The organism is Lacinutrix chionoecetis, from assembly GCF_053604665.1.
The window spans coordinates 176,792-190,839 of sequence record NZ_JBSHNQ010000070.1 but is presented as its reverse complement, the minus strand read 5'-3'; the positions used below and the strand labels follow the sequence as shown (position 1 = coordinate 190,839).

The following is a 14,048-nucleotide window of genomic DNA, read 5'->3' as shown; positions in this document are numbered from 1 at the left end:
GTTTTTTATTTTTTTGATTTGTTTAATATAATTATAGATTAAAGTTCCTTGTCGAAGTGTTTAACAACTAGGCAATTATCATCTTTTACTGCAACTTTATACACAATTGAATGCTCGTAGTCTTTCCAAGTCATATTGTCGACTTTTACAAAATTTTTACTATTGAAGTATCTTACCCAATTATTAGTTTCCGAACTAGGCTCAATAAATAATACACGATAGCATAATTGTTCTTCATTTTCTTCTTTTTTAGTAAGATAGCAAGCTACTATTTGATTGTAATTTTCAAACTCAACCACATAGGAAATATACTCTGTACCATCGTCTGCAACTTCGATGGTATAATTTTCATGCTCTTGAAGTATTATAGACTTTGTTGCTCCTATTTGTGAGCTAACGTTTGTTGTTGTGAGGATTAATAAAATTAGGAAAAAAACGTTTTTCATAACAAATAAAGATTTTGTTTATTTAGTGTTAATAGATATAAAAAAGTTAGGTAATTTTAATCTTTATCAAAAAAGAAGTCATGAATATTAATAATGTCACCTCTTCCTATTTGCACGAGGTCTTTAGTTTCTTTTAGAAAAATACCTAAAGACCTTTCATTATATAATAATTTCATTTCTGATGAGTAATCTGTGACCACATACATGTCACCTTCTAACTTAAAAAAAGGGATGACTAATTTGCTTTTTACTTTCACACCTCTATTGACCACTTTACCTTCCTTTAAAGTAGACACTATTGTACTGTTATTACTTTCACTAGAGGCAACTTTTACATAAGCGACCATCATGTTCATCCATTCGGCATCATCAATGAGATACCATCTTACTTTTTCGAAATCAATGCCATATTCGCTAATCCAACCTCGACTTGTAAAACCGAATAGCACTTGCTTTTTACCATTTAATTCAGGTTTATCGCCTGGAGTAAATTCTTGTAGTTTAAATGAGATTACAGAGGTTGTAGACATATCTTTTACCTTTTTGCCATCAAAGTCTAATGTTTTAAGAGAGAAACTAGTTAGCTCTGGCTGGTTGGTTAATACCCATTGTGTAGCGGTTAGCTCTGCTTGTTCTTTCATTTGGTCAACAGCAGCGATACCTACTCCTATTGCTAATAGACCACTTACAGCAGCTACTGCTCCCTCGTTTTGCGCTGTAACATTATTAGGAGTTAGATAAAAGACGATTAGAATTGTTAGAATAGTTTTTTTCATTAGTTAAAGTTTTTATTAAGTTAAAATAAGTTGCTAACCTAACTTTAATTAAAAACAATACACTACGGAAAACCGTAAACAATAAATAATATTAGAGTATTTAATGTTGATAGCACCTTCCATTTACGCTTTTAGTTTTTCGTTTACAACGCTTGCCTGCTTTAGTTTTACCTGTACATTGACTTGCTGTAGCTGTTCTTGAAGTTGAACTATTACTACTAGAGGTTGCTTTTAAACTAGAAGACAGATTGCTTTTTGTAGGTTTACATACAGAACACGCCACGAAACCTAATGCTAAAGCTTTTTTTAATGTGTATTCCTTTTTAGAATACTTTAAATACCTACAGCTAGATTTATGATATTTCTCTCCTGTTTTAGTTGTGTATACGTTTTGTGCAATAACACTGTTAAAAAAAGCAAACGATAGTATGAATAAGACTATTTTTAATGTTTTCATTTCGATTTAGGTTTTACAAATGATGAAATTATTAAGCCAATAGCGACTATAACATCTACTATGTTCCAAAGCTCTCGACCTAAAGCTATTTTAAAAAGTGGCTGAAACAGTATTGCCAAAGCGATATAAACAAAGGCTTGTATTTTGTTTTCTTTTTTATAAGCATCAAATGCTAAATAGCCAAAACCTACTAATGCAAGAAAACGTACTAATTCATAGAAACCGTACGGCATATTTAATAAACATAAAAGCAATAGTATGGTTAATATAACTTTAATTAGCTTTTCAATCATTTTTTTGCTTTTTCAATTTGTAAAGTCTCTTTTTATTGGCTCTCCATTCCCAAGGTGACATCACATTTTTATCTGCCCATAAACCAACATTATCTTTTCTTGCTTTATCTTCTAAGCTTTGTAAAATAGTGTCTTTTGAATACTTTACGTAATGCCAGGCAAATCCGTTTTTAACTAATTCATGGTTTAGATTAATCGAGTCTCCGTAAAATACATTAGCAATTAGTCTTCTGTATCTGTCTTTTTTTAAAACTTGAACAGTTACTTCTTTACTAAAAATAGCTTCTGAAACAAACTGCTTTGCTTTTGTTGAAAACGGTTGCTTTTTCTCTGGGCAATCAATGTTAGCAAGCCTTACTTTTACGGTTGTTGAATCTTTTGTTAGTAGTTTAAAAGTATCGCCATCCATAATGCCAACTACTTTTCCTTTAATTATAGTTGGTTTAATTTCACTAACTATATTAAAAGAAAATATTAATATTACAAGTGATACTGAATATAACCAAAGCTTAGACATAAGTTGTTTTAATTAATTATTTAAAATAAAATCTTTAATGATTTTATCCATATTTGAAGGTAAACTGGCTGTTTTAATAATATAACGCTCTACTTTCATCTCGTCAAACCAATCACTCCAATATTTTACTATAACTTCTTCTTCATAAGGATTTTTTTTATCTAGATTAATCCCCAAAACTAAAATTTCAAGTTTCGATAAATCTTTATTTGCTGGTATAAACCCAAATTGCTTTTGAATTAACTTATTATTCCAATCTTTGACGTTTAAGTCAAGGCTTCTTATTACTTGAGGTGTTAGATAAGTTGTTAAGTTGTCTTCTTTCATTTTGGAATCCTTATGATAAATGTAACCATCTGTTAAAACGATTAAAATATTTCTATAATCTTTATCAATACAGTAGTCGTTGACTTTCGTTTTAAAAAATCGCCATGTGTCTGAACCTACGTATTTATTGTCCGAAATTGCTGAATCATAAATCTCTATTGGTTGTGTAGCATAACGTTTTTTTAACTCATCTAAAAGTTCTAATGTAACATTATCTCTATTTAAATTATACCTTAAATCCTTAGATATTTTATTTATATTTTGGTTTTTTGGTTCAGGATCAAAATACAATTGAATTTTATCATTCATATATCTTACTTTTTTTCTTCTTAGATGCATATCAAAAGCTTCCGAAACAGATTTAATATATGCAACATCTCTTAAATAAAATTCCATAGATTCATTTGGATACTTTTTTGGATTTATCCTATCTGATAGGTCTAATAAGAAACTAATATTTAAATTTTCTCCATTTTTGCTTTTTACTTCTTTTTTAGCTTCTTTTACTACCTTAGTTTCATTTTTTTCTGAATCATCAACGCATGATAAAAACGTAAAAAGTATTAAAAGTATTGAAATTTTATGTAAAGTATTTTTCATGATATTAATTTTTAGTAAATACTAAATGCTGAAAATCTAGACCTTCCAAATTCAATTCTTTTAAATGATTTTGAGAGACATCTTCACAACTATTTCTTAATTCATCCTTTGTTTTGGTGGGCAATGCTAAAACTTCATTTATAGATTGATACCATCCTTCCTTATATTGATAGTGATAATGAAGATATTCTTTTACGGGAAAAATAAATCCATCAATTTTTGATTGAAGTTCAGATATTTTGCCACTTATTGAAGCTATTTCATTTTTGAGATCAGCCATTTTTATAAGCAAATTCTTTTTTTTGTTTTCTGTGTTTTTAATTTCTTCTTTTTTTCCTCTTATAAAAGCTTTTATTTTATCTACATTTTCATGTTCTTTCATGACAAAGTCAAAAACCAATCCCCAAATTAAATAGACGACAAAACCAGCAAAAATTATTCCCCAAAAATTAACACTTTTAAATGCTATAGAAGGAGAGAAGCTCTCTCCTAAAACTCTATCAAAATCAAATATCTTTTTTTCTATTAAGTATGCTAAAATCACATCAAAAATAAAAGTCAGGACAAAAAGAGCGGAGAGTTTTATGAATGAAATAAACTTTTTGTTTTTTTGAAACATATGTATTAAATAACCTAAACCTAAAAATACAAAAGGAATTGTACCTATGAAAACAGCTTCAAGCCAACCATCTGACATTGCCTTATTTAGGGCGTTAGCATCAAAAATGGCAGCAGTTAGACTACCTGTTTCAAAATCTTTAAAAAAAGCGGAATATGAAGCAGAAATATAAAATACAAATAGATAAATAGTAATAGGTAACAACAATAATAACCCTATATAAAATTGTGCTTTAGGTCTTTTGTCCGCATCAATTCCATAAGTTTCTGGATTTTGATTGACATCTATCATTTCAAATTTACAATCATCAATGTTTTTTATTAGATCTTTTTTTTGTTCTTCATGGATTAATAATCCTGTTTCTCGTTTCTTTAGTTCTGTTCTTTCCTTTTCTTGTTGTTCCTTATATGGCTGTTTCAGCCTGTCTTGTTCGTTTAACTGTTTCCTACATAAATCTTCAAAACTGTTGTACAAGTTTTTAAGTCCAACACCAAAAGTAACTGAATTACCTGATGCTTTTGTTGATGCTCCATAACCACTTTGATAATAAGTGATTCTTACTTGCTCTCTAGCCTCTTCTGTATTATCAAATAGAGGTTTAGTAGCCTCATTGCTTTTAAGCTTAAATAATTTTTTTATAGCTCCCATATCTTACGAATTTATGTCTCTAATAATATCTTCTTTGTTCACTCCCTTTTTAGCAGATTCTAATAAATAATCTGTTAATTCAATAATATTTTCATCCAAGAATTCGAATTTTTTACAGTACTTTTTTAAAGTATTATATTCATCGTCCGTCACTTTTCCGTCTGCCCATATCATTACAGCTAAATCATAGAGATATTCTACTCTTAGCTCCAAAGATTCTGGTATAGATGAATCGTGAGAAGGATTCAGCAAAATTTCATTAAGCTGTTCTTTTGTTAAGCCTCTTTCTTCTGCAAAACTGTACAGCATTTGCATTTCAAGAATGTCAAAATTGTCGTCTGAGAAGGCAATTTGATAGAGTCTTAAAAAGTGACTTTTTAATTCTGTTGATATCATAATTGTTATTTGGTTTAGCTAATTTGCGTTAAGTAATTTTTTATAATCTATTTTTTTACGATAATTTCATTATTAATTTTTCAAACATAAATGATAAATGCAAAAAACCCTTACGGAAAACCGTAAGGGTTTTTTGCATTAATGAGGATGATGACTATTCTTATCTAAATCTAATTTTTACAACCATTCTTATTACAAGTAATGCGTTCATTACTATTAACCCAGTGTAATGATTGATCTTTAGTATTAGTACCGCATCCTGTACTTCCTCCTTTATGTCCACTATGAACAACTCCTGTTGGTGTGTGTTTTACTGCCATGATTTTTTATTTTAAAATTATTACTTCAAATTTAGAAGATTTAAAAAATAAAACCTTACGGAAAACCGTATGTAAATAAAAGTGAAACTAATTATTATCACGCAAAGACTAAATCAGTCCCAAATCTTTTCCAATAGCAACTAAGTGTATTGCATTGTTGGCACTAAATTGAATTTTTAATTTGTTTATTTTCTTTTCCACAGAACTTAAACTGTAAGGAGATATATTATTTTCTTGGAGGTATTTAGATATTTCATCCTGAGACAATCCTAAAGATAATTGGCGAAGTAATTCTATATCAAAATCGTCAATTTCCAGATTAGTTTTAGGACTTAAAGCAGAAACAACCTGTGGCGAGAGATAAGTTTCATTTATATAAACAGCATTAATTGCCATGTTAAGTTCCGTAAGTCCTCTCCTGCCCTTACAGACATATGCATCACTATCATGCTTGTTAATAAGTGTCCTTACTTTTTGTAATCGGTCTTCGATAGAATAGACTATGATTTTTAACTCTGGATGCTCTTTTTTCAATATTTTGACTAACTCCTCTCCTGAAGCATATTTCTGACTTCGATGATCTTTTTTATAAGATAAATCTGTAATAAGTAACTGTATAGGATTATTATCTAATGCAGCTTTCTTAACTTTTAAATAAGCATCATCACAATATTGTACTTCCTGAACGTCTTCAATACCAAGAGTATGCAAAACTGTTAAAACACCTTGATTAATACTCAATAAGTCATCTGCTACTAAAACTTTCTTAAACATATTTTAAACCTTAATAATCGCTTTAAATCCTTTATTAATTTCAGATTCAAAAATAACGGTTCCTTTTATTCCAGAAATACGGTTTTCCACATTCTGTAATCCATTAGCTTTTTTTAAAGTAGTACCAACTCCATTATCTTGATACATTATCTTTAGACAACCTCTTAATTCTTCAAAATTAATCACAACGTATGTTGCTTTACTATGTTTTCTCATATTTATCATTAACTCTTGTAAAACTCTATAAATAACCATCTTTTTTAATTTTGAAAACGATTCCCAATCTATCTTATACAGATTTTTGGTTATGATATTAGTTCTTTCATTTTTATAGCTTTGAAATAAATCGGTTAGAACTTGATCAAAATTTTCTGTGACCAAAATGGCACTAATCTCTTTAGAAATATCTCTTGTTTTTATATAGACAGATTCTAAATCGTCTAATACAATATCATTGATGTTATGTTCGTTTTGAAGTTTTGTCATTACATGATAGATATCATTAGCTACTTCATCGTGTACTTTTTTAGAAATACGAGCTTCGGTATTAAAAACATTTTGCAAATTGGCTTTTTTGTGTTTTGCCCTCAATAAAAGCAAAAGAAATATTGAACTCAAAAAAATTAATACACCAATTGACTTATAGAATAACTTGAGACGTTTTTCTTTTTCTTTTTCAAGTTCATTTTCTTTGGCAATTAGCTCTTGCTTTGTGTAATCGTATTTAACTGATGCATATTTATTAGTAGTCGAGAGTTTAGCTTCTGAAATACTGTCTTTTAAATATATATATTCTGCAACTTTAGAATCGCTTGATAATTTACCTAATAATGCTAAAGCTTCTAGTCTATAAATTGAGCTATTCAGTTTTTCTGCAATTAGGTAGGCTTCTTGTGAATGAAATTCTGCTTTTACAGTATTATTGTTGTCTAAGAAATATTCAGCCATATGCATATGACTTGTGTATATTCCAAAAGAGTCATTATCCTCCTTTCTAAGCAGAAGCGCTTTTTCTAAATTTTTTATACCTATGGGTTTATTTAATTTTGACTGCACGAATCCCAAATTATCTAATGCTTGATTTTGCTGTTTTAAGGTTTGATTTTTAAGAGTGCTTTCATAAACAAAATTTAGAATACTTTCCGCTTCTTCCAAATTTCCTTGTTCTCTGTAAACATTCGCTTTATTATTTGAGATATTAATTTTATATATAGCATTATTGGTTTTTGAAAGGGCAACATTATATAATTCTAAAGATCGCTTATAGTTTTTTAGATCTTTATAAATAATACCTAATTGATTATATATACCTACTTTTGCTCTAACTACTTTTGGTGTTTCATTTATGAGCTCTAATAATTTTAAACATTCTACTGAAGATTTTTCACTTTCAAATGGTAATCCAATAACATTTTGTATGCTAGCTATATACTGTAAAGCTTTTACCGCTGCTAAAGTATCTCCAGACTTAATACTAATTTTTTTAAATTCGTCATAATAATTGAATGCATTCACTAAACTAGTGTTTAGCCTACTATAGTCAGCTAGTTTTTCATAAGCCAATTTTTGCATTTTTAAATCATTTGCTAATATGCTTTTATCCAATAGGATTTCGGCGTAAACTAGAGCACTATCAAATTGTTTTTGACGATTAAATAAAAAGCTTTTCGTATTTAGGGCTTTCAGATACAATTTATTGGTTTTATCTTTTTCTAACAACTTTAACACCTTAGAAACATTATTTTGTCTGTATTCAACAGACTCAGACATATCTTTAGCTTGTTCATAGTAAAGCTCAATACTATCTTGTTTTTGGCAGAACATATAATTTACTGTCAAAAAAAACAAAACAAAAAAGAGGAATGGGTTTTTTAAACTTTTCATTCCTCTAATTTATCAACTAAAAATTTAATTTTTTAGTTATGAAAGCAATAATTTTTAATTATCACCATCATCTTCTGGTTCTTCTGGTAAGATTTCCGCATCTTCACCACCTGTCGCTTGTTCGGCATTCACGGGGTCATGAATACTAGTTGGTGTACAAGAAAAAAATGCTCCATTGAGGAAAACCGTAAATACTATTATGAATAATTTCTTCATTTTATTAAAATTTAAAATTTGACAATAGTGTTGCTGTCCGATAGTTTTATCAGATTTTATTTTGTATAGCAACACGCTAAAAATTTGAAGAGAATTCTCTTCTTCTTTTGGAAAGTGTGGAGTATATTACCTAAGAAAGATTGTTACTTTCCAAATGGCAATTTTAACTTAGAATAATACTCCACTTTCGAATTAAAGAATCTCGCAAGCCTTATTACGAAAAGGCATTCTTTAATTCTGAGTCAAATAAAAGGATTATGTCAAAAAATGAATGGAATGATTATGGAAAGTCTATGGAAAAGAATTTCCATAATAGAATATAAATATTTGCAGAAAATAAAAGAGGAAGTTTAATGCACAGAAAATTACTTACGGAAGCTTTTGAAAAAGCAAAAAAAGAGCGTGGTTTTACTCAAAAGATTCACGTTACAAGATTTTTATCAGATTATATTATTGAGGACACAAAAAAACCTTACGGTGAAAGAATTTTGCGTAATCATTACAAAAATGCAATCGAAAACAGAGAGGAAGATGTAGAATTAAAATCTTTTGCTGCGAAAAGTTTAGCAAAATATGTGGGTTATAATAGCTACGAAGATTACACAACAAAAACTAAAGGAGTTTTGCCTACGATTCATAATATATCCTTTATAAAAAAACATAAATTAAAATTTATTTTTCTATCACCAATAATTATAATTATAATATTGTTAAGCACAATGACTGTTAATAATCAAAGATGGATGATTTGGCAGAACGATCATTATGTAGAAGTTAAATTTGATCCAAGTTTATATAGTGTTAGTGATTTAAAACTATACAAAGAAGAGCGTATTAATACATTTAAGAAAATTAAACCCGACTGTGATATAATTTTTTTTAAAGGTGATGGAAGCGTGAATATTTGGTATGGTAAAAACACTAAAAAAGAGTTAGAACTTTTTACTAGTTTAGGTTTGCATCCAGAAACTGGAAGAACATTAAAGCCTATTACAGAATATATGATTACTAAATATATTTGTAGTGACTTTAATAAACAATAACTTTTTATATATCTGTAAATAATCCCTAAATTGTAATTGAAATTATTATTTAACCATTAGGTTAAACTGAATACGATTTGCATACGATTTAGAAAACACATAACTCGGGAAACCTTATAAACAGGCGTTATTGAATTTCAAAATTCGATTCATAACCCGGAGGTCACGAGTTCAATTCTCGTTCTCGCTACAACATTAAATTATTTCAAAATCAACGGCTTAGTTCACTCTAAACCGTTTTTTTTATGCAAACTATTTATGAATTGGTTACCTTAGATGTTCATATTGAACACGATTTGATACACAAAACCCTTTTTTTCTTTCCTAAAAATTACTAATTGAGATATCTGTTTATCTGAAGCACAAAAAAATAGAAGGGCTCTGTTAAAATTTGTGTCGATTTAAAAAACAAATTAATTTCGTTACAGCCACTAATAAATGCATAAAAGTTAATCCAATTAAAAAAATATTTGGATTTTAGAGTACAAGATTTCAATTCAGAAATTTAAAAAACTTATTCCATGGCAAAAGAGAAAACGACCACCAATCAAAAATCCAAAGATTTAAAACAGTTCGAAAAAGATTCTAAGAATAAAGTAATGACTACCAACCAAGGCTTGAAGGTCAATGACACAAACAATTCACTAAAGGCTGGCGAAAGAGGTTCTACACTACTTGAAGACTTTTTATTACGCGAAAAGATTACACATTTTGACCATGAACGTATCCCAGAACGCATTGTTCATGCCAGAGGAAGTGCTGCCCATGGTGAATTTGAATTGTACGAGAGTATTGAAAAATACAGTAAGGCTGGTATATTTACAGACACCAAACGAAAAACACCTGTGTTTGTTAGGTTCTCTACAGTTGCGGGTTCAAAAGGTTCACCAGATTTAGCGCGAGATGTTCGTGGATTTGCCGTTAAATTTTATACACAGGAAGGAACTTGGGATTTAGTCGGAAATAATATGCCGATTTTCTTTATCCAAGATGCCATGAAATTTCCAGATTTAATTCATGCCGTTAAACCAGAGCCAAATAATGAAATTCCTCAAGCAGCCTCCGCACACGATACCTTTTATGATTTCATTTCCCACACTACTGAAACTATGCATAACCACATTTGGGCGATGAGTGATAGAGCAATCCCTCGAAGTCTAAGAATGATGGAAGGTTTTGGTATCCACACGTTTAGGTTAATAAACAAAAAAGGGGAATCGCATTTTGTAAAATTCCATTGGAAACCAAAATTAGGTGTGCACTCTGTTACTTGGGACGAAGCTGTTAAAATTAATGGTGCAGATTCCGATTTTCATAGACGTGATTTATGGGATGCTATTGAAGCAGGACACTACCCAGAATGGGAATTAGGAATCCAAGTAGTAGCTCAGGAAGACGAACATAAGTTTGAATTTGACCTTTTAGATCCAACGAAATTAATTCCTGAAGAAATGGTTCCCGTTGAGATTATTGGTAAAATGACTTTGAACAGAAATCCTGAAAACTTTTTCGCAGAAACTGAACAAGTTGCATTTTTACCAGGACATATTGTTCCTGGAATCGATTTTACAAACGATCCGCTACTTCAAGGACGGTTATTTTCGTATAGAGATACACAGTTGTCGCGTTTAGGCAGTCCTAATTTTCATCAAATTCCAATTAACCGACCTATTGGTGAGGTACATAACAATCAGCGCGATGGACACATGCAAATGGATATTCCTAAAGGACAAACGGCTTACTTTCCAAACACGTTAGGTGGTGGATGTCCGCATTTGGCAAAAATGGCTGAAGGTGGTTTTACCTCTTATGAGGAACGTATTGACGCCAAGAAAATTAGGACTCGTAGTGAAAGTTTTAACGACCATTTTTCACAACCAGCACTCTTTTATAGAAGTTTAGCGAAATGGGAACAGCAACATGTTGCCGACGCCTATACTTTTGAACTTGGCAAATGTACCCAAAAACCCATTAAAGAACGTATGCTTTGGTTAATTGCCCAAATTGATAAAGATTTAGCAAAAAAGGTAGCTGAAGGTTTAGGCTTAGATATTCCAAAAAAGATCGATCAACCTATTAACCAGGCGATTGGTGCTGATGCTGACGTTAAAAAAAACCAACCGCCAAAAAAGAAGAATTACTTGGATGCTGATCCAGCATTGAGTCAGGCCAATACAAAATTCGATAGTATTGCTACACGACAAATTGCGGTATTGGCTGCTGATGGTTTTTCAATGAGCGATTATAAAAAAATGAAAAAAGCATTAGAAGGTGAGGGCGCCATAACAAAGTTAATTGCACCACATGGTGGGACAATTAAATGCGATGAAAACATGGAGCATGAAGTTGATGCTTCAATAATGACCACTGAAAGTGTTTTATTTGATGCTATATTTATTCCTGGTGGTAAAAAATCAGTGGATAAACTTAAAAAAGAATCTAAATATATTAAGTTTATTAATGAAGCTTTTAAACATTGTAAAGCCATTGCTGCAAATGGAGAGGCAGAGTCATTAATTGATGATACTTTTGTATCCTATTACAAAGATGATAAGGCCATATTAATTAACGACAAGCCTAAGGCTTTTATAGATGCTATTTCACAACACAGAAATTGGGATAGAATGGAAGTAGCTTCTAAAGTTCCAGCTTAAAATCGGTAACCATATAAAAGCACCATGAATTCATTTTTCATTGTATTGTTAATTGTAGGAATTACGTCGTTGATGGCAAGTTTTATGCCTATAATTCTAAAAAAATATAAAATTAGCTTTACAATACCTTTATTAATTCTTGGTGCTTTACTTTATTATCTCAAGGCACCATTGCCATGGCCAGATCCGGTATGGCAAATTGATTTAACCTTGCGGTTTTCGGAATTCTTAGTAATTATTAGCCTTATGGTCGCTGGATTAAAAATTGGGCTTAATTATTCATGGAAAGAGTGGCGAAATCCATTCAGGTTAATCGGTATTACAATGCCGCTTTTTATGGCATTTGTTTTCCTAACGTCTTATTATGTATTTGATTTTGATGGGCCAATTTCATTATTACTTGCAGCAGTCCTTGCGCCTACAGATCCAGCACTTGCTTCCGAAATAAAATTAAATAAAAAACAATCATTAGCCTCAAAAAACACTGGAGTTCAATACAATTTAACTGCTGAAGCAGGTATTAATGACGGTTTGGCTTTTCCGTTTGTGTTTTTAGCCATATTGTGGTCTAAAAATGACTCGTTAGGGTTGGATGAATGGCAAGAATGGATTAGCTATTATCTAATTTATAAGGTATTTGTCGGAATTTTAATTGGTTCAGCAATTGGTTTTTCATATAGTTACTTAACCATGAAATTATCAAAGAAAAACGAGCTTAAAATTCATCAAGCTTTTGTGGCAATTTCCTTAACACTAATTTCTTATGGATTAGCAGAGGTTATTAGTTCTTATGGATTTTTGAGTGTTTTTTTTACAGGTTTATTTGCGCATTATCACAAGCATATCAATGATAAAACAACTGAAAGTGATCCAAGCTTGAGCTTTATTTCCAACGTTGAAAAATTTCTTATCATCTTTTGGATGATTTTCTTTGGAGGCTCGATTATGGGAGGTATTTTAAATTTTATTACTATACCAACCTTGGTATTTGCCATCGTGTTAGTCGTCGCAATAAGACCTCTTTTAGGTTTTATAAGTCTCAAAAAATCGGGATTAAGTAAGGGCAAAAAATGGGCCATTTCATTTTTGGGCATCCGTGGAATAGGTTCTGTATTCTATTTAACTTATGCAATCAAACATGGAAATTTTAATGATATCAACTCTTTATTCTCAATAGTGGCATTGGTTATTCTTATTTCGGTTTTAATTCATGGATTTTCTGCAAAGCGCATAATGACTAAAATAAATGAGTGAATATTTAGATTCAAAAAGTTAAATTATTATAAACTAAAACAGCATAATTATGAGATCAGTATGGAATGGTTCAATAAGTTTTGGGTTGGTATCAATCCCAATAAAAATGTACTCAGCTTCAGAAGACAGGGCGCTGGACTTAGACATGTTAGATAAAAGTGATCACGCACGCATAAGATACAAACGCGTTAATGAAGATACAGGTAAAGAGGTTGAGTGGAAAAATATCGTTAAAGGTTATAAAAAGGATGATGCCTATATAATTCTGGAAAAGGAAGATTTTGAAAACGCCAACGTTAAAAAAAGTAAAACTATAGACATTGAAGCGTTTGTGGAGGAGACTGATGTGGCAGATATGCTATTTAAAAAGCCTTATTATTTAGAGCCTCAAAAAGAAGGCGGAAAAGCCTATAATCTACTTCGAGATGCTTTAAAAAAAACAGGGAAGTTAGGTGTGGCAACCTTTGTGATGCGCCAAAAGGAAAATTTATCGCTAATTGGTGTTTACAAAGATGTTATTGTTTTACACGTTATCAGGTTTGAAGATGAAATTAGAAACCCAAAGGATGTAAAGATTCCTAAGACAAAAACCTCACCTAAAGAAATAAAAATGGCAGAAAGCTTGATAGAAAATTACACAGAAAAATTCGATTTTAAAAAGTACAAGGATATTTACAACTCACAACTTTTAAAGATTATTGAATCTAAAGCTTCAGGAAAAACTGTCAAGGTTGAAAAAGTTGAAAGTGAACCAACAGCTGCCAAGGATTTAATGGCAAAATTAAAGGCGAGTTTAGAGCAAAAGAAAAGTAAAGCATCCTAAC

16 protein-coding genes are annotated in these 14,048 nt (G+C 30.6%); 4 read left to right on the top strand and 12 right to left on the bottom strand.

From position 1 onward, the window contains the following. Window positions 1-38 precede the first annotated feature (38 nt). The 12 genes from ACVC43_RS05145 to ACVC43_RS05090 form a co-directional block, all read right to left on the bottom strand. The gene (locus ACVC43_RS05145; RefSeq protein WP_452223503.1) at window positions 39-446 is read right to left on the bottom strand and encodes a hypothetical protein; all 408 of its coding nucleotides are present in this window, start codon (window positions 444-446) and stop codon (window positions 39-41) included. 56 nt (window positions 447-502) lie between these two features. Next, window positions 503-1,222 carry a hypothetical protein gene (locus ACVC43_RS05140; protein WP_452223502.1) on the bottom strand — a complete coding sequence of 240 codons (720 nt, stop codon included), beginning with the start codon at window positions 1,220-1,222 and terminating at the stop codon, window positions 503-505. A 100-nt stretch (window positions 1,223-1,322) separates the two neighbouring features. Then, entirely contained in the window at window positions 1,323-1,679 is a 357-nt protein-coding gene (locus tag ACVC43_RS05135; RefSeq protein WP_452223501.1) for a hypothetical protein, read from the bottom strand. Beyond that, window positions 1,676-1,969: a DUF6804 family protein gene (locus tag ACVC43_RS05130; protein ID WP_452223569.1), complete on the bottom strand. Its 294-nt coding sequence runs from the start codon at window positions 1,967-1,969 to the stop codon at window positions 1,676-1,678. The genes ACVC43_RS05135 and ACVC43_RS05130 overlap by 4 nt, the downstream gene beginning before the upstream one ends. After that, on the bottom strand, window positions 1,965-2,489 hold the full coding sequence (locus tag ACVC43_RS05125) for a thermonuclease family protein (protein WP_452223500.1): 525 nt from the start codon (window positions 2,487-2,489) through the stop codon (window positions 1,965-1,967). Before ACVC43_RS05125 ends, ACVC43_RS05130 begins: the two co-directional genes overlap by 5 nt. Window positions 2,490-2,501: 12 nt before the next feature. Next, a complete protein-coding gene (locus ACVC43_RS05120; protein ID WP_452223499.1) occupies window positions 2,502-3,416 on the bottom strand; it encodes a hypothetical protein in 915 nt (304 codons plus the stop codon). 4 nt (window positions 3,417-3,420) lie between these two features. After that, entirely contained in the window at window positions 3,421-4,683 is a 1,263-nt protein-coding gene (locus tag ACVC43_RS05115; protein WP_452223498.1) for an ABC transporter permease, read from the bottom strand. A 3-nt stretch (window positions 4,684-4,686) separates the two neighbouring features. Next, entirely contained in the window at window positions 4,687-5,079 is a 393-nt protein-coding gene (locus ACVC43_RS05110; RefSeq protein ID WP_452223497.1) for a hypothetical protein, read from the bottom strand. Between the two features lie 170 nt (window positions 5,080-5,249). Beyond that, window positions 5,250-5,399, bottom strand: a complete 150-nt coding sequence (locus tag ACVC43_RS05105; protein WP_452223496.1) for a hypothetical protein — start codon at window positions 5,397-5,399, stop codon at window positions 5,250-5,252. Between the two features lie 108 nt (window positions 5,400-5,507). Further along, window positions 5,508-6,173, bottom strand: a complete 666-nt coding sequence (locus ACVC43_RS05100) for a response regulator (RefSeq protein ID WP_452223495.1) — start codon at window positions 6,171-6,173, stop codon at window positions 5,508-5,510. Window positions 6,174-6,176: 3 nt separating this feature from the next. After that, on the bottom strand, window positions 6,177-8,057 hold the full coding sequence (locus tag ACVC43_RS05095) for a tetratricopeptide repeat-containing sensor histidine kinase (RefSeq protein ID WP_452223494.1): 1,881 nt from the start codon (window positions 8,055-8,057) through the stop codon (window positions 6,177-6,179). A gap of 54 nt (window positions 8,058-8,111) precedes the next feature. Next, a complete protein-coding gene (locus ACVC43_RS05090; RefSeq protein ID WP_452223493.1) occupies window positions 8,112-8,273 on the bottom strand; it encodes a hypothetical protein in 162 nt (53 codons plus the stop codon). Window positions 8,274-8,626: 353 nt separating this feature from the next. Here ACVC43_RS05090 and ACVC43_RS05085 point away from each other — a divergent pair, with 353 nt between their 5' ends. The 4 genes from ACVC43_RS05085 (at window position 8,627) to ku (ending at window position 14,047) form a co-directional block, all read left to right on the top strand. Beyond that, window positions 8,627-9,316, top strand: coding sequence for a hypothetical protein (locus ACVC43_RS05085; protein WP_452223492.1), 690 nt, complete (start codon window positions 8,627-8,629; stop codon window positions 9,314-9,316). 521 nt (window positions 9,317-9,837) lie between these two features. Continuing rightward, entirely contained in the window at window positions 9,838-11,970 is a 2,133-nt protein-coding gene (locus ACVC43_RS05080; RefSeq protein WP_452223491.1) for a catalase, read from the top strand. A 24-nt stretch (window positions 11,971-11,994) separates the two neighbouring features. Further along, window positions 11,995-13,224, top strand: coding sequence for a cation:proton antiporter (locus ACVC43_RS05075; RefSeq protein WP_452223490.1), 1,230 nt, complete (start codon window positions 11,995-11,997; stop codon window positions 13,222-13,224). Between the two features lie 49 nt (window positions 13,225-13,273). Further along, on the top strand, window positions 13,274-14,047 hold the full coding sequence (gene ku, locus ACVC43_RS05070) for a non-homologous end joining protein Ku (protein ID WP_452223489.1): 774 nt from the start codon (window positions 13,274-13,276) through the stop codon (window positions 14,045-14,047). Window position 14,048: the final 1 nt, after the last annotated feature.